General features: G+C 59.8%; 23 protein-coding genes and 1 pseudogene. 14 read left to right on the top strand and 10 right to left on the bottom strand.

All coding sequences use genetic code 11. The annotated features are described in order from the left end of the window. Window positions 1-20 precede the first annotated feature (20 nt). Window positions 21-479, bottom strand: coding sequence for a dUTP diphosphatase (gene dut, locus NAT49_RS11340; RefSeq protein ID WP_251594232.1), 459 nt, complete (start codon window positions 477-479; stop codon window positions 21-23). Further along, complete coding sequence (coaBC, locus tag NAT49_RS11335; RefSeq protein ID WP_251594231.1) at window positions 460-1,725, bottom strand: bifunctional phosphopantothenoylcysteine decarboxylase/phosphopantothenate--cysteine ligase CoaBC; 1,266 nt, start codon at window positions 1,723-1,725, stop codon at window positions 460-462. Before coaBC ends, dut begins: the two co-directional genes overlap by 20 nt. Window positions 1,726-1,879: 154 nt before the next feature. Here coaBC and NAT49_RS11330 point away from each other — a divergent pair, with 154 nt between their 5' ends. From NAT49_RS11330 to rpmG, 4 genes are all read left to right on the top strand, one after another. Continuing rightward, the gene (locus tag NAT49_RS11330) at window positions 1,880-2,716 is read left to right on the top strand and encodes a 5'-nucleotidase, lipoprotein e(P4) family (RefSeq protein ID WP_251594230.1); all 837 of its coding nucleotides are present in this window, start codon (window positions 1,880-1,882) and stop codon (window positions 2,714-2,716) included. Between the two features lie 85 nt (window positions 2,717-2,801). Then, window positions 2,802-3,476: a RadC family protein gene (gene radC / locus NAT49_RS11325; protein ID WP_251594229.1), complete on the top strand. Its 675-nt coding sequence runs from the start codon at window positions 2,802-2,804 to the stop codon at window positions 3,474-3,476. 205 nt (window positions 3,477-3,681) lie between these two features. Next, window positions 3,682-3,918 carry a 50S ribosomal protein L28 gene (rpmB, locus tag NAT49_RS11320; RefSeq protein WP_251594228.1) on the top strand — a complete coding sequence of 79 codons (237 nt, stop codon included), beginning with the start codon at window positions 3,682-3,684 and terminating at the stop codon, window positions 3,916-3,918. A 29-nt stretch (window positions 3,919-3,947) separates the two neighbouring features. Continuing rightward, the gene (gene rpmG / locus NAT49_RS11315) at window positions 3,948-4,103 is read left to right on the top strand and encodes a 50S ribosomal protein L33 (protein WP_251594227.1); all 156 of its coding nucleotides are present in this window, start codon (window positions 3,948-3,950) and stop codon (window positions 4,101-4,103) included. 90 nt (window positions 4,104-4,193) lie between these two features. Here rpmG and NAT49_RS11310 read toward each other — a convergent pair whose 3' ends face one another. From NAT49_RS11310 to NAT49_RS11295, 4 genes and pseudogenes are all read right to left on the bottom strand, one after another. Then, entirely contained in the window at window positions 4,194-4,664 is a 471-nt protein-coding gene (locus NAT49_RS11310) for a baeRF12 domain-containing protein (protein WP_374708807.1), read from the bottom strand. A gap of 40 nt (window positions 4,665-4,704) precedes the next feature. Further along, a complete protein-coding gene (locus NAT49_RS15085; protein ID WP_251594405.1) occupies window positions 4,705-5,202 on the bottom strand; it encodes a methyl-accepting chemotaxis protein in 498 nt (165 codons plus the stop codon). A gap of 321 nt (window positions 5,203-5,523) precedes the next feature. After that, window positions 5,524-5,892, bottom strand: a pseudogene (locus NAT49_RS15080) (FIST C-terminal domain-containing protein); the annotation flags it as partial. A 103-nt stretch (window positions 5,893-5,995) separates the two neighbouring features. Beyond that, entirely contained in the window at window positions 5,996-6,676 is a 681-nt protein-coding gene (locus NAT49_RS11295; protein WP_251594225.1) for an FIST N-terminal domain-containing protein, read from the bottom strand. A gap of 211 nt (window positions 6,677-6,887) precedes the next feature. On the opposite strand from NAT49_RS11295, the gene NAT49_RS11290 reads away from it, so the two are divergent. Then, entirely contained in the window at window positions 6,888-7,121 is a 234-nt protein-coding gene (locus NAT49_RS11290) for a hypothetical protein (RefSeq protein WP_251594224.1), read from the top strand. Next, window positions 7,114-8,580, top strand: coding sequence for a sodium:solute symporter family protein (locus NAT49_RS11285; RefSeq protein WP_251594223.1), 1,467 nt, complete (start codon window positions 7,114-7,116; stop codon window positions 8,578-8,580). The genes NAT49_RS11290 and NAT49_RS11285 overlap by 8 nt, the downstream gene beginning before the upstream one ends. 54 nt (window positions 8,581-8,634) lie before the next feature. Here NAT49_RS11285 and NAT49_RS11280 read toward each other — a convergent pair whose 3' ends face one another. The 3 genes from NAT49_RS11280 to NAT49_RS11270 form a co-directional block, all read right to left on the bottom strand. Next, the gene (locus NAT49_RS11280) at window positions 8,635-9,195 is read right to left on the bottom strand and encodes a type 1 glutamine amidotransferase domain-containing protein (RefSeq protein WP_251594222.1); all 561 of its coding nucleotides are present in this window, start codon (window positions 9,193-9,195) and stop codon (window positions 8,635-8,637) included. Window positions 9,196-9,285: 90 nt separating this feature from the next. Further along, window positions 9,286-9,849, bottom strand: coding sequence for a type 1 glutamine amidotransferase domain-containing protein (locus NAT49_RS11275; RefSeq protein WP_251594221.1), 564 nt, complete (start codon window positions 9,847-9,849; stop codon window positions 9,286-9,288). A gap of 75 nt (window positions 9,850-9,924) precedes the next feature. Continuing rightward, a complete protein-coding gene (locus NAT49_RS11270; RefSeq protein WP_251594220.1) occupies window positions 9,925-10,920 on the bottom strand; it encodes an aldo/keto reductase in 996 nt (331 codons plus the stop codon). A 190-nt stretch (window positions 10,921-11,110) separates the two neighbouring features. Here NAT49_RS11270 and NAT49_RS11265 point away from each other — a divergent pair, with 190 nt between their 5' ends. Further along, entirely contained in the window at window positions 11,111-12,475 is a 1,365-nt protein-coding gene (locus tag NAT49_RS11265) for a DNA recombination protein RmuC (protein WP_251594219.1), read from the top strand. Between the two features lie 71 nt (window positions 12,476-12,546). Then, window positions 12,547-13,617 carry an aldo/keto reductase gene (locus tag NAT49_RS11260; protein WP_251594218.1) on the top strand — a complete coding sequence of 357 codons (1,071 nt, stop codon included), beginning with the start codon at window positions 12,547-12,549 and terminating at the stop codon, window positions 13,615-13,617. Between the two features lie 54 nt (window positions 13,618-13,671). Here NAT49_RS11260 and NAT49_RS11255 read toward each other — a convergent pair whose 3' ends face one another. Continuing rightward, a complete protein-coding gene (locus tag NAT49_RS11255; RefSeq protein ID WP_251594217.1) occupies window positions 13,672-14,703 on the bottom strand; it encodes a GGDEF domain-containing protein in 1,032 nt (343 codons plus the stop codon). 266 nt (window positions 14,704-14,969) lie between these two features. On the opposite strand from NAT49_RS11255, the gene crcB reads away from it, so the two are divergent. The 6 genes from crcB to pstB all read left to right on the top strand — a co-directional run bounded on the left by crcB (window position 14,970) and on the right by pstB (window position 19,678). Then, on the top strand, window positions 14,970-15,371 hold the full coding sequence (gene crcB, locus NAT49_RS11250) for a fluoride efflux transporter CrcB (RefSeq protein WP_251594215.1): 402 nt from the start codon (window positions 14,970-14,972) through the stop codon (window positions 15,369-15,371). After that, entirely contained in the window at window positions 15,368-15,694 is a 327-nt protein-coding gene (locus tag NAT49_RS11245; protein ID WP_251594214.1) for a DUF190 domain-containing protein, read from the top strand. Before crcB ends, NAT49_RS11245 begins: the two co-directional genes overlap by 4 nt. Window positions 15,695-15,829: 135 nt before the next feature. Next, the gene (pstS, locus tag NAT49_RS11240) at window positions 15,830-16,876 is read left to right on the top strand and encodes a phosphate ABC transporter substrate-binding protein PstS (RefSeq protein WP_251594212.1); all 1,047 of its coding nucleotides are present in this window, start codon (window positions 15,830-15,832) and stop codon (window positions 16,874-16,876) included. Between the two features lie 99 nt (window positions 16,877-16,975). Next, window positions 16,976-17,920, top strand: coding sequence for a phosphate ABC transporter permease subunit PstC (gene pstC / locus NAT49_RS11235; RefSeq protein ID WP_251594209.1), 945 nt, complete (start codon window positions 16,976-16,978; stop codon window positions 17,918-17,920). Window positions 17,921-17,931: 11 nt separating this feature from the next. Further along, entirely contained in the window at window positions 17,932-18,804 is an 873-nt protein-coding gene (gene pstA / locus NAT49_RS11230) for a phosphate ABC transporter permease PstA (protein ID WP_251594208.1), read from the top strand. A gap of 61 nt (window positions 18,805-18,865) precedes the next feature. Further along, window positions 18,866-19,678, top strand: a complete 813-nt coding sequence (gene pstB / locus NAT49_RS11225; protein WP_251594207.1) for a phosphate ABC transporter ATP-binding protein PstB — start codon at window positions 18,866-18,868, stop codon at window positions 19,676-19,678. Window positions 19,679-19,685: the final 7 nt, after the last annotated feature.

Genomic DNA, 19,685 nt, shown 5'->3' with positions numbered 1-19,685 from the left:
GAACTCGTTGAGTCACGCGGTCAATGGCGGCCGGAATGGCCGAAGCCGCCAGCACCTCGGAGGCTGTCTTCGAAGTCCTCGACCAGATCGAGCTCGGCCTGCATGACCGGAACGAGAACATATTGTGCGATGCGCTCGCCGTGTTCGAGCGTGACGTGCTCGTTACCCCGGTTCCACACCGAAATCATCAGCTCGCCCTGGTAGTCGGAGTCGATCAGGCCGACCAGGTTGCCAAGCACGATGCCTTTCTTGTGGCCAAGGCCCGAGCGGGGCAGCACCATTCCGGCATAACGGGCATCGTCGATGTAGACGGCAAGGCCCGTGTGCACGAGTTCGCATTCGCCTGGGGCGAGGGTGAGCGGCGCATCGAGCATGGCCCGCATGTCCATGCCGGCACTGCCTTCGGTGGCGTAGTGGGGCAGTGGGAAATCATGCACGCGCGGGTCGAGAATCTTGGCTTTAAGCCTCGGTCTGTCCATGGGGAGTCCTGTCGTCAAATGATGCCTTGGCGCTGAAGTTCGCCATAAGACGCGAAAGAATACCATGGGCCAGTGTTCGTTTGGTGGCCGGGGGCAGTGCTTCGTGGCGAGGGCTGTCGCCGTCCTGCCAGTAGAGCGTGACGGCGTTGTGATCGCTCCCAAAGCCGAGATCCGGCGCGAGCACGTCGTTGGCGGCGATCATGTCGAGTCCCTTGCGCGCGAGCTTGTCGGTGGCAAAGCGCTCTAGCTCACGCGTTTCGGCGGCAAAGCCCACCATGAAGGGCCGGGCCGGCAGTGCCGCGACCGTTGCGATGATGTCCGGGTTCTCGACCAGTTCAAGCGTCAGCCCGGTTGAACCGGGCGTTTTCTTGAGCTTGTGCTCAGCAGGCGTCGCTACGCGGTAATCGGCCACCGCCGCGCAGCCGATGAAGATATCGGCATCAATGGCGTAGCGACAGGCGGCGTCCAGCATGTCGCGCGCGCTTTGAACATTGACGCGCTCAACGCCTGACGGCGTGTCGAGTGTGACCGGCCCTGCAATCAGGATAACGCGTGCCCCACGGGCGCGAGCGGCTTCGGCCAGTGCAAAGCCCATCTTGCCGCTGCTTTTGTTGGTGAGGTAACGCACCGGGTCGATGGCCTCGACCGTGGGGCCGGCCGTGACGATCACGGTGCGCTGGGCAAAATCTTCTGGCTGTGTCGCACGTTCACGTTCGAGCTCGGCCATGATCGCTTCGGGTTCGAGCATTCGGCCGCTGCCGACATCGCCGCAGGCCTGTTCGCCGCTGTCCGGGCCAAGCATCTGCCAGCCATGGCCTGTGAGGCGAGCGAGGTTTTCCCGTGTTGCCGGATGCGCCCACATGGCCTGATTCATCGCAGGCGCCAAATAGCGCTTGGCCGGGCTTGCAAGACACAGCGTGGTCAGCAGGTCATTGGCCATGCCGTTTGCCAGGCGCGCCATGAGATCGGCGCTTGCCGGCGCGATGACAATGAGGTCAGCCCAGCGCGCCAGCTCGATGTGGCCCATGCCCGCTTCGGCGTCCGAGTCGAGCAGGGTGGTTCGAACGGGTTCGCCCGTCAGGGCCTGGAAGGTCATGGGGGTCACGAACGCCTGTGCGCCCTCGGTCATGACGACACGTACCTCAGCGCCCGCCTTCTTCATCAGGCGCGCAAGCACCGCGCTTTTGTAGGCCGCGATACCACCGCTTACGCCAAGCAGGATCCGCTGGCCGGTCAACGAAGACATATCAGTGAGAGTTCCTTGGGATCAGGCGTCTACCTTAGCACCGCAGTGAGTGACCGTCATGGTTCATGATGCAACGCTCATGTGAGCCGCTATGCTGTCTTTAACCGTGATGTTCAAGCCAACCCGAACCGACCCGACCCTTTGTGAGGTGACCATGACGCTGGCACGATCCTGTACGTTCGCCGTGATGACGCTCGGTCTATTGAGTGGCTGCGCCTCGGCGCCGCCTGACAAGAGCGCGTCTTCCTATACCAATCAAGAGCTCAACGAGCAGTTGGTGATGGCAACCGCGTGGATGCAAAGCGCGGCCGAATACCAGGCCTTGAGTTATCAGGCGTTCAATGTGGCCCGTGACCGGCTCGATCGGGCGCTTGAGTATCACAAGGCCGGTGACAAACCGCTTGCGATAATCGTGGACGCCGATGAGACCATCATCGACAACAGCGCATTCGAGGCGTATCTGGTCGGCAAGGATACGGCGTACAGCGACGAGCTGTGGCAACGCTGGATGGAAAGTAGACAGGCGCATGCGATGCCGGGGGCGGTGGACTTCCTCAACTACGCCGATCAAAAGGGCGTTGCGGTCTATTACATCACCAACCGCGATCACGTTGGGTGGCAAGCGACACACGATACCCTCGCCGTGCTCGGCTTTCCGCAATTGTCGCCCTCAAGGCTACTGCTCAAGACCGACGACTCCGACAAGCAGGCTCGCCGCGACCAGGCACTTGCCGAGCATAAGGTGGTACTGCTGATGGGCGATAATCTGGCCGACTTCCGAAGTGCCTACGACAGCGCCTCAAGTCGTCGCCAGGCGGCGCAGTCCGATCAGGCGCTGTTCGGCCGGCGCTTCATTTTGTTGCCTAACCCGACCTACGGGGCCTGGGAAGGTGCGCTTTATGAGGGTGACTGGTCATTGACGCCCGAGCAGAAATCGGCGGCGCGCAAGGCAGCCCTTCGGGCCTGGACTCCTCCCAATACGCTCCCGTGAGTGCTTTGCTGTATGTGCTTGCCGTCTGAAGAAATAGGCAACTGATGTCGATACTTACCTTCACACTGTGTGCGAGGTAAGTTGCATGGGGATCTGCCATTGGCCCGAGGGTGAGCGCCCCCGGGAAAAACTGTTGACGATGGGGCCGGATGCGCTGAGTGATGCAGAGCTTCTGGCCATTTTCCTGCGTGTCGGCGTCAAGGGGCGCTCTGCAGTGGATCTGGCGCGAGATCTTCTGACGCGCTTCGGTGGATTAAGGCCTTTGCTTGACGCCGATGAGGCCACATTCTGTGAGGCGCATGGCCTTGGGCAGGCTAAGTACGTTCAGCTTCAGGCGGTGCTCGAGCTTTCAAAACGCCACCTTGAAACCACGTTGAGCCGGGGGGATGCGCTGACGTCCCCCTTGCTGGTGCGTCGGTTTCTATCGGCGCACCTGCGTGACCTCAGCCACGAGGTGTTTGCTGCGCTGTTTCTTGATACCCAACATCGGGTGATCAAGTTCGAGCAACTCTTTACCGGCACGCTCGATGCGGCAAGCGTCTACCCGAGGGAAGTGGCCAAGCGGGCACTGGCCCTTCATGCGGGTGCTGTGATCTTTGCGCACAACCACCCCTCGGGCGTGGCCGAACCCAGTGACGCGGACCGTTCGATCACGCGCATCCTCAAGGATGCGCTCAGTTTGTTCGATATTCGCGTGCTCGATCATTTCGTGGTCGGTGATGGTGAGGTTGTCTCGTTTGCCGAGCGGGGTTGGCTGTAGCGTTTCCGGTCCCGCTTTTTTAGGGAAAACCGGCCTTTTTTTAGGGAAAACCAAGCCCTCGGGTTGCTTGAGGGTGGGGTGTCTGGTATAAAGTACGCCCTTTGAGTACAGGGCATAAGGCCTGCGCCTGCCACTTCCCGGTTTGCCCGACACTATCACCCTAATACCTACATAAGCGTTCAGCGCTTACGGTTTGGAGGCTTCCATGTCCCAGGTTTGTCAGGTTACCGGTAAGCGTCCGGTGACCGGTAACAACGTTTCACACTCTCAGCGCAAGACGCGTCGCCGGTTCGTGCCCAATCTGCACACGCATCGCTTCTGGGTCGAGTCTGAAAAGCGTTTCGTTAAACTGCGTGTTTCTTCCAAAGGCATGCGCGTTATCGATAAGAAAGGCATCGAGTCTGTTCTTTCTGATCTGCGCAGCCGCGGCGAACGCGTCTAACCCAACGACCTTTTTCGGAGAGCGCTGACATGCGTGACAAGATTAAACTCGTTTCTTCTGCTGGTACAGGCCACTTCTATACCACCAAGAAGAACAAGCGTAATACCCCAGACAAGCTTGAGTTCAAAAAGTACGACCCGGTCGTTCGCAAGCACGTTGTCTACCGCGAAGCCAAGATCAAGTAAGTATTGATCAGTGCCGCTGTAAAAAAGCCCGCAATCGCGGGCTTTTTTACGTTTGGGCGGTACGTCTCATGAGCTGTTTTCGTGCTCATATCAGGCGAGGGTGGCTTTCGGTACCAGCTTGTCACGAATTTCCTCGGCGCTGGCGCTGGAGAGGTCCTTGTCGACGCTTTGATCGACGCATTGAGCCAACGACTTGTCCATCTTCTGACGCAGTGCGCCGAGGAACTTGGGCGCTGCCGCGATGATAAGCCGATCCGCCTTGCCCTGATCGTGGGCCTTCTTCATATACTCTGCTACTTCCTTGGCGAAAAATTCGGCGTGCTTGTCGGAAGTGGCGCCGTCGTCGCCGGTCTGACGCTGGTGGGGGCCATTGCCCGAATCGCCCTTACCGCCGGTTCTGAGATCGCCCGTATGTTCGCGGCTTTCAGGGTGCACCAGAGCGTCGGCTTCTTTCATCAGGCCTGCATCGTGCATGAAAATACGTGCACGGGCTGCATCGGCTACCACAATCATCGTCGTCATATCGGTTCTCCTTAACCAATGGCTTTCTGTCTGATTCAGTCTGGTTTAGAGCGCTGATTTGGGCAAATTTTTCCAGGGCTCAGTGCAGGCGGCTCAGTTTGAGGATGTCTTCCATGTGCTCGGCGTCCTGCTCCATTCGCTGATGAATGCTTGCGGTACGCGTAAGCATCTGATCGAGCCCTTGCTTTGATTGATCGGCCTCTGCGCAGGAGGCGGTCACGGTCTGTTGGATCTGATTTCCCTGAAGCGTAAATTCTGCCACCAGTGCTGCCATGTGTTCGAGCCGGTCGCTGACGGTGCCGACCGACCCATGAACCGCCCCGATGACGTCGGTGATCTGGGTCAGGCTGTCCTGGGTCTTGATGGCAAGTGATCGTACTTCCTCGGCCACCACGGCGAAGCCGCGGCCATGTTCACCGGCACGGGCGGCCTCGACGGCAGCATTGAGCGCCAGGAGGTTGGTCTGCTGCGCGATGCCATGAATGATGCCGAGCAGATCGTTGGCCTGAGCCGTATTGGTATTCAACTCATGAACGCGCTCGCTGACTTCGGCAGAGGTGGCTGAGTTCCTGCTCATGTCGTTTGAAAACTTGAGTACGAGTTGAGTCACCTCATCGAGTGTGTCGGCAAAGGTGGTCATCGACGCCTGAAACTCGGGGAAGTCCTGCATGATGCTTTCGGTAAACCGGCGGTAGTCGGTCAGATTATCGATCAGAAGTGATTTCATCCGATCCATCATGTAGAGCCGCTTGAGCTCGGTTTCATTGAAATAGTTTGAGAAATCCGAGTAGTGCGTCACGAATTCAGAGGTGTAGGTATCCTTGAACGTGGGCGCGGGGTCGTAGATCAGCAGTGCAGAAAGCGTCTGGTTGATGTTGACGCCAAGCAACTCGCCAAAGGTCGAGAAACCGCATACCCGGTGTGGGTCGAAGGTATCAAGGTGCGCGAGCGCCTGGTCATTGTTGAGACGGCGCAGAATGCAGTCGTTGAGAAGGCCGCCAACCAGCCGCCCCTTGCCCTCATGATGAGCCTTGAAGTCGGCGTCGGTCTGGGCGCAGAAATCGGTCGGCTGAACCATGACCAGCTCATCACCGCAGGCCAGGTCACAGGCGAAATGCGCGCAGCCGGCCTCGACGTCGAACTTCAGGATCGAGCGGATATACAGCTCGCCGTTGATGCGAATGGCGAAGGTGTAGCTTTTAAGGTAGTGCTCGAGCTGATGGGCTTCGCAATTGAATCGGGCACACAGCGCCGACACGAAGTTCATGAGACGCCCACTGTTGGGGTCGACCACGCTGGTCAGGGTGCGAAGCTCCGGCCGGCTCTCGCCGACGGTGAAACGGGTGGGTGTCGCCTTGAAATTCTGCGACTTAAATACCGAATACCGAATACCGATAGGGTTTCTTGAGTTTCACGAAGCCGATCAATGCGTGGTTTTCGAACACGCCCTGACGATCTGCAAGACAGGTGTAGCTGAAATCGAGCGGGCCGCCGGATGAGCCGCCAACGAACATGATCGGAAAGCGGCGACTGTCGTATATGGCGCGCATCAAGAAGTTTTCGCTGTTGGAAAGCCCATCGACCAGCGTGATGGCGACGGTGTCGGTATGGTCCATCTCGAACGGCACTCGAATGCGCTCGACTTCCTGGCGGATTCGCGTCACACGCTCATCGAGCGACAGCCGGGGCTGGCCGCTCTTTATGTCTTCGCAGTGAAGCGGCACTCGAACCACATGCAGTGAGTCGACCAGATCGTTGTGCCAGCCCTGAAGCACGATGCTCTGGCTTTCGGCCGACAGATAGAGCGGCTGATCCGTTTGGCTCAGAAGCGTCCCGGCGCTCAGGCTCAGCATCAGCGTTGCCTCGGGCGCTGCCTCTGAAAGCGTTCGATGAACACGCGCCATATCGCACGTGGGCGAAACGAACCCGAAAATCACCCGAGCGCTTGAAAGCTTGCGCGCATCGGCTGCCAGTCGGTCTGGGTCGGTATGAACAATCGTGATTTCTTTCTTGAGCGGTGAACGGGCAAGACGGGTTAACGCATTCAGCATGACGATCTCCGTAAGGCCAGGGCATGAGCCAAGATTAGGGTGGCCCGTATAACGGCGTTGGGCCCGGGCAGCTTTAGGCCATCGGAGCCGAGCCGATGATGCGTGCTACGTACCAGGGGACTCAGACGCCGGTTTTTGACATGCCCGGGTAGCATCACGCCTCGCGCTTTCCGACAATGGCGCCCTAAAGACTGTTAAGCGGGAGTGGTACGTGAAAAAACCTTTGGCACTCATGCGGCCGAGCACACGCGGTGGCTGGCTGTGCGTCGGGCTGTTTCTTTTGGTGATCGTGTCGGGGCTTTGGCCGGTGGTGGCCTGGGTCAACCGGCCAGTGCTGGTCGCGGGTCTTCCGTTGCTCGCGGTGTGGGCGTATGTGATTGTTGGCGCCTCGACCCTTGCAATGGTGATCGGGAATCGGATCTGTGGGCGAGGCGACGATGACTGAAACGCCGTTTCTGATCACGGTCGGGTATCTGATCGTTGCGCTGGGTATCGGGCTTTATGCGCGTCATGGCCACAGCATGGCGCGGCTTGAGCAGTGGGCAGTGGCCGGGCGCAGCATGGGCTCGGTCACGCTGTATCTGCTGATCGGTGCCGGAAGCATCAGTGCCTATACCTTCATGGGCGCCCCCGGCTGGGCGTACAGCAAGGGCGTTCCGGTCTTTTATGTGGTGGTCTATCTCTCCTATCTCGCGCTGGTGGCCTGGTACGTTGGCCCGAAAGTGTGGCGGCTCGGCAACGCCTTTGGCCATGTGACCCAGGCCAGTGCCATCCGGGACCGCTATCAGAGCGCGGGGCTCGGGGCGCTGGCAGCGCTTGTCATGTCGATCGGTACGCTCTCGTACGCGGTACTTCAGACGATCGGCGCGGCCTACATTCTGAACGTGTTCAGCGGGGGCGCACTTCCGGTGTCGGCGGCGGTCTGGCTGGTGCTTGGTGTAATGGCGATCTATCTCGTTGTGAGTGGCCAGCGGGCCATTGGGCTGACCAATGCGTTCCAGGGCGGATTGATGCTGATCGTGGCCTGGTGGGTCGGGCTGTGGGCGACGCATCAGTTCACCGGAAGCTGGCAGTTTGGCGCGGTATTCGAGCGGTTTCAGCGCGAGCGCCCCGAGTACCTGACCCTTCCGGGCGCGGATGGCTCAATGAGCTTTTCGTTTTGGACCACCGCGATCGTGGTCTCGATGATCTCGTTCATGCCCCCGGTCTGGGTGCAGTGGATGAGCGCCAAAAGCGCCGGAGCGCTTCGACGAAGTGCCACCTGGCTTCCAAGCTACTACGTGATCATTTTGCCGATGGTGGTGGTTGGGTTCATCGGGGTATGGGCGCTCCCCGAGCTTTCGCGCGCCGATACCGTCGCGCTCGAGCTGGCGCTCACAAGCATGCCGGTTTGGCTCGCGGGGCTTCTGGGAGCGGGGACGCTTGCGGCCGCGATGTCCTCGTGCGAGCCGTTTCTGCACTCGACGGCGCTTACCTGGGCCAATGACGTGGTCAAGCCCATGACCGGTCTGAGCGATGACGCCACCGCGCGTCTGGCGCGTGGGCTCTTGATTGTGATCATGGCGGGCATTGTCGCGCCGGTTGCGATCACGGAGCCGTCGAATCTGGTGATGATCCTGCTGGTGGGGCTTGGGTTTGCCGCTCAGGTGGTGCCGGCGTTCATCGGCATGTTCCTGTGGCCGCGGGCCTCGACGGTGGGTGTCTATGCTGGGCTTTTAAGCGGGTTCGTGGTGACGCTTTTGTTCACGGTGATCTGGCGCAACCCCCTGGATATTCACGCGGGGTTCTGGGGGCTTTTACTGAATCTGCCGGTGTTTGTGTGGGTATCGCTTCGAACGCCGCCGGTGGCGGAGGAGGTGATCGACCGGTTTGAATGGGCGATGAACCCTCGACGGTCTCACTAAAAAAACGGGCGCCCTTGGGCGCCCGTTTTCATTTCAGTCAAGGAAGTGATCGCATCAGGCGTGCTGCTTGCGATGTTTGCCTTCCTTGATTTCCTCGATCAATTTGGCATTGAACGCGTTCAGGTCGGCCGGCGTGCGGCTGGTGACCAGGGCGCTGTCGCAGACGACTTCGGCGTCTTCCCACTTCGCGCCTGCGTTCGTTAGATCCTGTGAAACCGAGGCGACCGACGTCAGCCGGCGGCCTTCGACGACTTCTGCGTTGATCAGAATCCACGGCGCGTGGCAGATCGCCCCGACGGGCTTTCCGGCCTTGAAAAACGCGCGAGTGAATTCGAGTGCCTGCTCGTTGCCGCGCAGGGTATCGGGGTTGAACAGCCCGCCCGGAAGTTGCAGTGCGTCGTAGTCGTCGGCGCTGACCTCATCGAGGGTCTTGTCGACCGGATACTCGGCGCCCCAGTCCGTTTCGGCCCAGGCGCGGATGCTGCCGCGTTCGGGGGCAACGACGTGCACTTCAATACCTTGCGCTTCGAGTGCCTTTTTCGGCGAGGTAAGCTCGGATTCCTCGAAGCCATGTGTGGCGAGAATCGCGACCTTGGTGCCTTTCAGCTCTGACATGAATCTAGCTCCGTTTATCGTCCGTGATGATGGGGTGCTGTAACTTAGGGTGCTGTAACTTGGTGCGCTGTGATGATCTAGAGCGCTCTATCAAGCGTGCTGCTTGCTGTGACGGCCTTCATCGATCTCTTCGATCAGCTTGCTGCAGAAGGCGTCGAGATCAGAGGGCTTGCGGCTGGTGACCAGCGCGTTGTCGCAGACCACTTCTGAATCTTCCCACTCGGCGCCTGCGTTGATCAGGTCCTTTGAGATCGAAGGAATGGAGGTCATGCGACGGCCGTCGACCACGCCTGCATTGATCAGAATCCACGGTGCGTGGCAGATGGCACCGACGGGCTTGCCGGCCTTGAAAAAGCCGCGCACGAAGGCCTGTGCCTTCTCGTTCTGTCTGAGCGTGTCGGGATTGATGACACCACCGGGCAGCATCAGGGCGGCGTAGTCGTCGGCGCTGACCTCATCGAGGGTCTTGTCGACGTGGTATTTCTCGCCCCACTCGGTTTCGGCCCACGCGGTAATGTGGCCGTGTTCCGGCGCGATGATGTGGGTTTCGATGCCGGCTGCGTCCAGCTCGGCGCGGGGGACGCTGAGTTCGGATTCCTCGAACCCATCGCTTGCGAGAATGGCAACGCGAACGCCTTTAAGAGACTGAGTCATGAAACTACTCCTTGTGTCATGTCGGTATGTGTCTCGGAAACCGGACGCGCCTTGACGCGTCCGGGCGGGTAAACCCTAGTCGTTACGCGTGGGCGGCGCCATGAATTCCGGGCCGACCGGGTCAGTGATGCAGTCATCCAAGATGGCATCGATGTCGCGCTTGGCGTTTTGATCGAGCGACCAGCCCATGACGTTGCCGGCCGGGTCGAGCTGATCCGGGCGGCGTGCGCCCCAAAGCGCGATGGAGACGCCGTCCTGATCCAGAAGCCAGCGAAGCGACAGCTCGAGCACGGTCTTGTCGTAGTGCTCGCGGGCGTAGTCGTCGAGGCGCTTGACGGCCTTCAGGTACTGCTCGAAGCGGCCCTTTTGGAACTTGGGGTCGTTGTTTCGAAGGTCATCGCCATCGAAGGTGGTGTCTTCGCGCATCTTGCCGGACAGCAGTCCGCGACAGAGCGCGCCGTAGGTGAGCGTGCCGATGTTGGCGTCACGCGCAGCTGGCAGAATGTCGCGTTCAATGTCGCGCTCGAACAGGTTGTAGGGTGGCTGGATCGTGCTCAGCGGGCAGACGCGGTTGAAGGCGTTCATTTGATCGACGCTGAAATTGCTGACGCCGACCGCGCGAATCTTGCCCTGTTCCTTGAGCGTTTGCAGGGTATGGGCCACCTCGTCGATTTCGACGGTGGGGTCGGGCCAGTGCAGCTGATACAGATCGATGCGGTCGGTCTGAAGGCGACGAAGGCTGTCCTCGACTTCCTGCGTCAGGCGCGACTGTGTCGCGTCGCGGTAGACGGCGCTGTCTTCGGTCCAGTTGAGGCCGCACTTGGTGGCAAGCAACACCTGATCGCGCAGGCCATGCTGCTTGAGCGCCTTGCCGACCAGCGTTTCGGACTCGCCAAAGCCATAGACCGGGGCGGTGTCGATGGTGGTAATTCCGCGCTCGACCGCGCTTTTGACCGTATCGATCGACTGCTTTTCGTCGGTGCCGCCCCACATCCAGCCGCCGATGGCCCAGGTGCCAAGTGCGATGCGGCTGCCGGTGAGGTCGCTGTTCGGTAGCGTGATCGTTTCCATCTCTTTCCTCCATGAATCGATAGCGTGCTCATTATCGTAGACGCCATCAGGACGCTTTGCCCGTGCTCATTAAAATGGGTTGGGATAACGAAGACTCGATTCAAGGGCGCGGCGTGACAGGCACCGATTTGATAGTTCGCTGATACACTCTCGGACACCTCATCCCCTACGTTTCAAATGGAAGTCGGCCATGTCAAATGATGCGTTAGCGCTGGTTGTCGCGATGATTGCGGGGCTCCTGTGCGGTGCGCTGGTGCCGGTGTGGCTATTGCGCCGGCGAATTGTCGAGCTTGGCGAGACACTCGGTCAGTGCGAGGAGGCGCTTGATCACAAGACCCAGGAGTGCAACGAAACCGAGCGGCTGCTTGCCGAGCGCGACGCGCTTCTGGAGCAGAGTCAGCAAACCCTGAAAGACGTGCGTCAGGAGTTCAAGACGCTGAGCGCGCAGGCGGTTCAGGACGCCCGTGCCCGCCATGACGCCGAAACGCAGCTGGCCGTGCTCGAGTCACGCCATGAACAGGCCCAGGCCCATCACGCGGCTCAGCTCGATGAGCTGAAGCAGGCCAGAGCCCGGCTCACCCAGGAGTTCGAACATCTGGCCGGGCGCATTTTCGACGAGCGCAGCCGCCAGTTCGATGACCGCAGCCGTCAGAGCCTCGAGGCGCTCTTGGGGCCGTTCCGGGAGCAGGTCGGTCACTTTCAGCGACGGCTCGAAACACTTCACAGCGATGAGCAGCGCGAGCAGGTGCGTCTTCGTACCCAGATCGACCAGCTGGCCAGTCTCAACCGTCAGATGAGTGACGACGCCGCCAACCTCACCAAGGCCTTGAAGGGCGATCGCAAGCAGCAGGGCAACTGGGGCGAAATGCTTCTTGAGACCGTGCTGGAGCGTTCCGGGCTTCGAAAGGGGCATGAGTATCGCCGCGAGGTCGCCCTTACCGGGGAGCAGGGGCGAGCCCGCCCTGACGTCATCATCGATCTCCCGGAAGGCCGGCACCTGATCGTCGATGCCAAGGTGTCGCTGGTGGATTATCTGGCGTTCATTGAATGCGAGGAGGAGTCTGCGCGTCGTGACGCATTGAAGCGCCATCTCGCCGCAGTGCGTCAACACGTCGAGCGGCTTGCCCGCAAGGATTACGCCGCACTTCACGGGCTTAACTCACCGGACATGGTGTTTTTGTTCATGCCCGTGGAGCCGGCGTTCGCACTGGCCTTCGAGCATGACCCAACCCTTTTTCAGTTTGCGTTTGATCGCCACATCGTGCTGGTCACGCCGACGACGTTGCTTGCAAGCCTGAGGACGGTGGCCAATCTCTGGCGGCTGGAGCGTCAGAATGAAAACGCCCGGGCGATCACAGAGCGCGCCGAGCGGCTGCTGGGCAAGTTCCACGGCTTCGTTTCAAGCCTCGAGGACGTTGGCGAGCAGCTCACCCGCGCGCAAAAAAGCCACCAGCAGGCGCTCAATCGCTTGAAGGACGGGCAGGGCAGTCTGGTCAATCAGACCGAACAGCTCAGGGAATTGGGCGTTCGTCACCCCGGCCGGGGCCGATCATGAGATCGCCTTGAGAAACACCGTGTCTTTGCCAGACTGAGGTCTTCGACTTAAGTGGCAAGGAGGCCAAGACTATGCGTTATCGTCCGCTCGGAAATTCAGGGCTCATGGTGTCAGAGCTGGTACTTGGCACGGTGCCTTACGGAGGCCGTGGCGGCTTCGAGAAATGCGGCGGCCTTGGGCTTGATGACGTCAAACGGCATATGGGCCTTGCCTTTGATGCCGGCGTCAATATGGTGGATACCGCCGATCTTTACTCGTTTGGGCTTACGGAAGAGCTGGTCGGGCAGGCGCTTGGCAGCAAGCGTCAGGATATTTTGCTGGCGTCCAAGGTGCGAAGCCCCTTGAGTGACGATCCCAATGCCAGCGGCGCGTCGCGCTACCACATCATCAACGGCGTCGAGGCCAGCCTCAAACGGCTTGGCACCGATCATCTCGATCTGTATCAGATTCATAACTGGGATGGCGTGACGCCGGTCGAGGAAACGCTCGAGGCGCTCGACCATCTGGTTCGAAGCGGCAAGATCCGTTATTTCGGCACCTCGAACTATACCGCTTGGCAAATGATGAAAACGCTGGGAGCCGCAGATCTGAACGGCTGGATGCGTCCGGTCTCGCAGCAGATCTACTACACGCCGGAATCCCGCGAGGCTGAGTACGAGCTGATGCCGATGGCGCTCGATCAGAACGTCGGTACGCTCGTGTGGGGGCCGATGGGCGAGGGGCTTCTGGCCGGAAGCGTTCGCCGCGGTCAGGCAACGTCTGAAAACACGCGTCAGGGCTCAGGGTGGCCGGAACCCTACGTACACGACATGGAGCGTGCGCTCGATATCATCGAAGCGATGGCCGAGATCGGCGCCGCGCATGAGTGCTCCATTGCCCGGGTCTGCCTGTCGTGGCTCAAGGATCGTCCGGGCGTGACGGCTCTGATCATTGGCGCGCGGTCGGATGCGCATCTGAAAGACGATCTTGCTGCGGTCGAGCTCGAACTTGACGACTCAGAAACCGAGCGCCTCGACCGTTTGACCCAGCAGGCGCCGCAGTATCCGTACTGGCACCGCGTGGTGTCCGGCATGGATCGAATCGACCCGGCCGAGCGCCCGTTCCTCGACGAACACGAACGCACCATTCGCGAGCGCCGCTGATTCTGGCGTGCCTGAGCCACGCCCTGGTTCCACCTACCGCACCGATCGGGCCATCTACATGATGGCCCGATTTCGTCCTGCGCTCTTGGCCTGATAAAGCCGCTGGTCCGCCAGGGAAAGCACGGTATCCAGATCGCTTGATTCATCGGACAGGCTGACGCCGATCGAGACGGTCATCGCAAGGGTGTGCCCTCGATAGGTAAACGGCGTCTCGGCGATGGTCGCGCACAGTGCCTGACTGATGCGAAGCGCGTGCTCTTTTGACGCCCCTTGGAGCATCAGCACGAACTCCTCCCCTCCATAGCGGCCAAGGGCGTCACGGTGGCGCCGGGTGTGCTGTTTCATCAGCGCGGCGACGTGAATCAGGGCCTGGTCGCCGACGTCATGGCCAAAGCGGTCGTTGATCGATTTGAAGTGATCCAGATCCAGCAGAAGCAGGGCAAAACGCTGGCGGCGGCGTTGAAGCCGTCTTGCGGCGAGAAAGAAGGCGCGCCGATTAAGGGTATGAGTGAGGGGGTCGATGTCGGCGTCCCGGCCGAGAAGCTCCATCAGGGTCCGTGCCCGAAACATGATGAATATCAGCATCGTGCTGGCCATGGCCATGTTATAGAAGCGCACGCTCAACAGGATGTTCGGCTCGAGCGTGAGCCAGGGGGCGTAGAACGAGGGCAGCATCAGGATCAACGTAAGCGTTGCGATAACGGCCGTCAGCACGATGCGCCGCCATATCGGCCAGACGCTACTGGCCGCGGCCGCCACCATGATCGGGAAGTAGTAGTACTCCATGCCGCTGTCGCCGCCGAAGGCCAGAAAGGCAAGCGTTACGATGCCAAGGCTGGTCAGCAGCGACATTAATTGAGATACCTTCAAATACCCTTGATGCAACAGCACCTGCGAGCACAGCAGAAGCACCGAGGCCAGCGCATGAAAGGCCCAGAGATAGGGCGCGATGAACAAATCGATGATCAGGTAGGGCACCAGTGCAAGTAGTGCCAGAACGTTGACGTACCAGAACGTGTTATAGAGCCGCTGCTGCAGCGGTGAGAGCGATGTGGGGGAGTTCAGCGGGCGTAGGCATTTCAGCATGTCTGGCGTCTTGCGCAGGTCGACGAGAGCCCGGGAAGGGGCGCGCTATATTCAAAGTCGGTTAAATTACCATGAATGGTTACGAAGAGGCGAGAATATGCCACTAATGACAATGCATGCGATTTATCGAATGAATGGCGTTGAATCGCCGGAGTTGCGCATTTAACCGAACGTAGCTTAAATCCAGCTTATCCTTTTGATGGGCAAGGCGCATTGCCTTCAACGATGCAATTTACCTTCAGCGATGCAATTGAAGTGAGAACGCTATGTGGTATTCGATGCTTGCCATCGGGCTGGGTGCGGCACTGGGCGCCAATCTTCGGTGGGGGTTGGGATTGATGCTCAACGCCCTGTTTCCTGCCATTCCGCCGGGCACCTTGATCGCCAACTGGCTGGGGTCGTGGCTGATCGGCATGGCACTTGCGTGTTTCATGGCGCTGCCGGAGCTGCCGCCGGCGTTGAAACTGTTCGTCGTGACCGGATTTCTTGGAGCATTGACGACGTTTTCAACGTTTTCGGCCGAAATGTGGAGCCTGCTTCAGTCGGGTCGGTATCTGACGGCGCTTGCCGGTATCGCGCTTCACGTGGTTGGGGCGCTGTGCATGACCGGGCTTGGGTTCGCCACGGTCAAGTTGATTCGATGGATGATGACAGGAGCGACAGGATGAACGGATTTGAAGTGGCCTTCATGGCTCCGGAAGGGCGCAAGGCCCACGGCACGCCGGTACTTGACCGGGTGATCGAACTTGCCAAGGCCCACGGCATCGAGCGTTATACGCGCCGAACCGCGCTTGATAGCCGCGGCAACGACCATCGCTACCACAGCGCGCACTTTTTCGAGCTCAATGATCGGCCGGAAGAGGTGATGTTCGTGCTCGACCCCGACAAGGCCGATGCGCTGATCGAGGCGGTCACGGGCGAGGCGATCGAGCTCTTTTGCGTCAAGCGTCCGATCGAATACTGGCAGCTTGGAGACGCTGTGCCGGAGTGAGCGCGTCGGGGGCTTGGGGGTGGCTGACACAAAACTGACATATTGGGTTGCTACCTTAAGCGGCAACGAAACGAAGCGCTCTCAAACGCGCCACCTCATATGCCATCTGTTGCCTCTATCAGGGAGCTACCCAAGATGTTGAAGAACGTTGCTGCAACGCTTGTCACCTCGACCCTCGTGCTGGGTTCGGCCTCGGCCATGGCCGCCGACACGATCACTGGCGCAGGTGCGACCTTCCCGTACCCGGTCTACTCCCAGTGGGCTGACGCCTATCAGGACGCAACGGGCGTCGGCCTTAACTATCAGGCCATCGGCTCAGGCGGCGGCATCAAGCAGATCACCGCGCGCACGGTCACCTTTGGTGCAAGCGATGCGCCGATGAAGCCTTCCGAGCTCAAGGAAAACAACCTGGTTCAGTGGCCGCAGATCATGGGCGGCGTCGTGCCGGTCGTGAACGTGCCGGGCATCGATGGCACCAAGATCAAGCTCGATGGCGAAACCCTTGCCAAGATCTACATGGGCGAAATCTCAAACTGGAATGACGACGCCATCGCCAAGCTGAACCCAGACATGGATCTGCCGGACACCCAGATCACGCCGGTCTATCGCGCAGAAGGCTCTGGCACCAACTTCCTCTTCACGCACTACCTGGCACAGGTCAGCAGTGATTTCGCCAACAATGTCGGTGAAGGCAAGTCCGTTGCCTGGCCTGCAGGTGTCGGCGCCAAGGCCAACGCAGGTGTTGCCAATCAGGTCGCCGGTACGCCGGGCGGGATCGGCTACGTCGAGTACGCCTACGCCCACCAGAACAACCTGAAGGTCGCTCAGCTCGAGAATAAATCCGGCAACTTCGTGACCGCCGGTATCGAAAGCTTCAAGGCGGCTGCCTCCAATGCCGACTGGAAAAATGCCGATGGCCTTTATCTGGTGCTGACCGATCAGCCGGGTGGTCAGAGCTGGCCGATCGTGGGTGCCTCATTCATCCTGATGCACACCGACGTTCAGAACCCGCAGGCGGCCAAGCAGGCGCTCAAGTTCTTCGACTGGGCCTACAAGAACGGCAACGACGCCGCGACCAAGCTCGACTACGTTCCGATTCCCGACAACGTTTCCAGCATGATCCGTCAGGACGTCTGGTCACAGATCAAGAGCCAGAGCGGCGAGCAGGTCTGGACCAAGTAAGCCACGCCGTGAGTCATGAAGACGCTGTGGCCTTGCGGCCACGGCGTTTTTGTATAAGAGAAGTTTCATGTGTCACTTTGGTTGCAAGAGGGTAATGCAGTGACCCAATCGACGTCTGGCGCGTCCGAGGATGTAACGCTCGGCGCGACGCCAACCGAACAATCCGCCGTCAAGCGCAACCGCCGCCTCGATGGTCTGTTCGAACACACGACCCGAGGTTTTGCACTGCTGGTTCTGCTGCTTCTGGGAACCATCATGATGTCACTGGCCATCTCGGGTTGGCCGGCACTGTCCGAATTCGGCTGGCATTTCTTTACCGAGGACCGCTGGGCGGCCAACCTGGACCGTTTCGGTGCGTTGCCGGCCATTTATGGAACGCTGGTGACCTCAGGCATTGCCATCGCGATCGCCGTACCGGTCTCCATGGGCATCGCGATCTTTTTGACCGAGAAGTGTCCGGCGGCGCTCAGGCGTCCGCTCGGGACGACCGTCGAGCTGCTCGCCGGTGTTCCCTCGATCATTTATGGCATGTGGGGTGTGGAGGTTCTGGCCCCGTTCCTTCAAAGCCATTTTCCGACCATCTTCCCGGCCGGTACCGGCCTTGCAACCGCAGGTCTGATTCTTGCGGTGATGATCATTCCCTTCATCACGGCCATCACGCGGGATGTGATGCTGACCGTGCCGCCAATGGTGCGCGAATCGGCCTATGGCCTTGGCTGCACCACCTGGGAGGTGACCCGGAGCGTTATTTTCCCGTCGGTGAAGGGCGGGCTGGTCGGTGGCGTGATTCTCGGGCTTGGCCGAGCGCTGGGTGAGACCATGGCCGTGACGTTTGTCATCGGTAATAACCTGTTCTTCAACCCGACAGTAACCGGGCAGGGCACGTCGATCGCGGCGCTGATCGCCAACCAGTTTCCGGAAGCGGACGGCCTTCAGCGCTCGGCGCTTCTGGCGCTTGGCCTGATGCTGTTCGTCATTACCTTCATCGTGCTGGCGATTGCCCGCGTGATGCTCAATCGGATGGACCGGAGGGCGCCGAAATGACAGAGCGCACCATGAGTGAGAGTTCACCGCATCTAACGCCGTCGAACCCGGTCTATCGGCGTCGTCGCCTGTTCAACCGCGTGGTGATGGCGTTCTGCATGGCGGCTGCGGCCTTCGGTATTATCTGGCTTTTGCTGATTCTGTTCAGTCTGGTCACCAAGGGCGCCTCGGCGCTTGAGCTTTCGGTGTTTACCGAGCGCACCAAGATGACAGGTGGCGGGCTTGGTAACGCCATTCTCGGCAGTTTGATCATGACCACGCTTGCAACGATTGTGGGTACCATCGTCGGTGTGGCCGCCGGTACCTGGCTTGCCGAGTACGGCGGCAAGTCGCGGCTGGCGAGCTTTATTCGGTTCATCAATGATGTGCTGCTGTCGGCGCCCTCGATCATCGTCGGGCTTTATATCTACGCCATTCTGGTGCTGCCGAGCGGCCACTTCTCCGGGTGGGCCGGGGTCGCGGCGCTGGCGGTTCTGATCATTCCGGTGGTGATTCGCTCGACCGAAGACATGCTGAAGCTTGTGCCCAATTCGCTTCGAGAGGCGGCATCGGCACTTGGCGCGCATCGCTGGCTGGTGGTCTGCAAGGTCTGCTACAGCGGAGCGCGTGCCGGAATCATCACGGGCATTCTGCTTGGGTGCGCACGCATCAGCGGCGAGACCGCACCACTGATCTTCACCTCGCTCAATTCGAATCAGTGGAATTTCTTCGATCTCAATTCCGAGATGCCGAACCTGCCGATGACGCTTTATCAGAACATGACCATCAATTCGTTCATTCCGCGTCAGGTCGAACTTGCCTGGGCGGGGGCGCTGATCCTGACCGTGGCGATTTTGCTTTTGAACATTGTGGCGCGTGTCGTTTCCGAACGGCGCAAGGGGTAATAGAGTGATGACGACTCAATCAAAAGAAACGTATGCGTATTCGCGCACAGGGGCCAACGCCATGACGACGACATTCAGTCATACGATACCGGAGCGCGCGGCGGTGGATCAGTCGGCGTATCCGACCAAGTTGCAGGTTAACAACCTGAACTTCTATTACGGTGACTTCCAAGCGCTTAAAGACATTTCGTTGTCGATTCCGGCCAATCAGGTCACCGCGTTCATCGGTCCATCCGGCTGTGGCAAATCGACGCTCTTGCGGTGCTTCAACCGGATTCACGACCTCTACCCCGGCCTCAAGACCGAGGGCGAGCTGCTGCTCAACGGTCAGAACATCAATGACAAGCGCATCGACATCAACCTGCTGCGTGCGCGCATTGGCATGGTGTTCCAGAAGCCGACGCCGTTCCCGATGTCGGTGTATGACAACGTTGCCTTTGGTGTGAAGCTCTATGAGCGGCTGTCGAGCCGGGACATGGACGAGCGGGTCGAATGGGCGCTGAAGCGCGCCGCGCTGTGGGATGAGGTCAAGGACAAGCTCAAGAACAACGGCCAGGCGCTCTCCGGTGGCCAGCAGCAGCGCCTTTGTATCGCGCGAACGATTGCGGTCAAGCCGGAGGTCATTCTGCTGGATGAGCCGACCTCGGCGCTGGATCCGATCTCGACGGGCTACATCGAGGATCTGATCAACGAGCTCAAGAAGGAATACACCATCGCCATCGTGACGCACAACATGCAGCAGGCGGCGCGTGTCTCTGATATCACGGCGTTCATGTATCTGGGTGAGCTGGTCGAGTGCGGCCAGACCGACCAGATTTTCACTCAGCCGGCGAAAAAACAGACCGAGGACTACATAACAGGTCGTTATGGATAAAAGTCGA

The sequence above is a fragment of the Larsenimonas suaedae genome, from assembly GCF_023712105.1.
Taxonomy (GTDB): Bacteria; Pseudomonadota; Gammaproteobacteria; order Pseudomonadales; family Halomonadaceae; genus Larsenimonas; species Larsenimonas suaedae.
The sequence above is the reverse complement of the archived record's forward strand: the minus strand, read 5'-3'. Positions and strand labels throughout refer to the sequence as shown.

What these genes read in the sequence shown, in the direction of transcription:
- NAT49_RS11330 (WP_251594230.1), top strand. Translation starts at nt 1,880, where the DNA reads ATGACGCTGGCACGATCCTGTACGTTCGCCGTGATGACGCTCGGTCTA.
- pstS (WP_251594212.1), top strand. Translation starts at nt 15,830, where the DNA reads ATGTTGAAGAACGTTGCTGCAACGCTTGTCACCTCGACCCTCGTGCTG.
- coaBC (WP_251594231.1), bottom strand. Translation starts at nt 1,725, where the DNA reads ATGTCTTCGTTGACCGGCCAGCGGATCCTGCTTGGCGTAAGCGGTGGT.
- pstB (WP_251594207.1), top strand. Translation starts at nt 18,866, where the DNA reads ATGACGACGACATTCAGTCATACGATACCGGAGCGCGCGGCGGTGGAT.
- NAT49_RS11270 (WP_251594220.1), bottom strand. Translation starts at nt 10,920, where the DNA reads ATGGAAACGATCACGCTACCGAACAGCGACCTCACCGGCAGCCGCATC.
- NAT49_RS15085 (WP_251594405.1), bottom strand. Translation starts at nt 5,202, where the DNA reads ATGAGCAGGAACTCAGCCACCTCTGCCGAAGTCAGCGAGCGCGTTCAT.
- NAT49_RS11295 (WP_251594225.1), bottom strand. Translation starts at nt 6,676, where the DNA reads ATGCTGAATGCGTTAACCCGTCTTGCCCGTTCACCGCTCAAGAAAGAA.
- NAT49_RS11245 (WP_251594214.1), top strand. Translation starts at nt 15,368, where the DNA reads ATGAACGGATTTGAAGTGGCCTTCATGGCTCCGGAAGGGCGCAAGGCC.
- pstA (WP_251594208.1), top strand. Translation starts at nt 17,932, where the DNA reads ATGAGTGAGAGTTCACCGCATCTAACGCCGTCGAACCCGGTCTATCGG.
- NAT49_RS11260 (WP_251594218.1), top strand. Translation starts at nt 12,547, where the DNA reads ATGCGTTATCGTCCGCTCGGAAATTCAGGGCTCATGGTGTCAGAGCTG.
- crcB (WP_251594215.1), top strand. Translation starts at nt 14,970, where the DNA reads ATGTGGTATTCGATGCTTGCCATCGGGCTGGGTGCGGCACTGGGCGCC.
- radC (WP_251594229.1), top strand. Translation starts at nt 2,802, where the DNA reads ATGGGGATCTGCCATTGGCCCGAGGGTGAGCGCCCCCGGGAAAAACTG.
- rpmB (WP_251594228.1), top strand. Translation starts at nt 3,682, where the DNA reads ATGTCCCAGGTTTGTCAGGTTACCGGTAAGCGTCCGGTGACCGGTAAC.
- dut (WP_251594232.1), bottom strand. Translation starts at nt 479, where the DNA reads ATGGACAGACCGAGGCTTAAAGCCAAGATTCTCGACCCGCGCGTGCAT.
- rpmG (WP_251594227.1), top strand. Translation starts at nt 3,948, where the DNA reads ATGCGTGACAAGATTAAACTCGTTTCTTCTGCTGGTACAGGCCACTTC.
- NAT49_RS11285 (WP_251594223.1), top strand. Translation starts at nt 7,114, where the DNA reads ATGACTGAAACGCCGTTTCTGATCACGGTCGGGTATCTGATCGTTGCG.
- NAT49_RS11255 (WP_251594217.1), bottom strand. Translation starts at nt 14,703, where the DNA reads ATGCTGAAATGCCTACGCCCGCTGAACTCCCCCACATCGCTCTCACCG.
- NAT49_RS11265 (WP_251594219.1), top strand. Translation starts at nt 11,111, where the DNA reads ATGTCAAATGATGCGTTAGCGCTGGTTGTCGCGATGATTGCGGGGCTC.
- NAT49_RS11275 (WP_251594221.1), bottom strand. Translation starts at nt 9,849, where the DNA reads ATGACTCAGTCTCTTAAAGGCGTTCGCGTTGCCATTCTCGCAAGCGAT.
- NAT49_RS11280 (WP_251594222.1), bottom strand. Translation starts at nt 9,195, where the DNA reads ATGTCAGAGCTGAAAGGCACCAAGGTCGCGATTCTCGCCACACATGGC.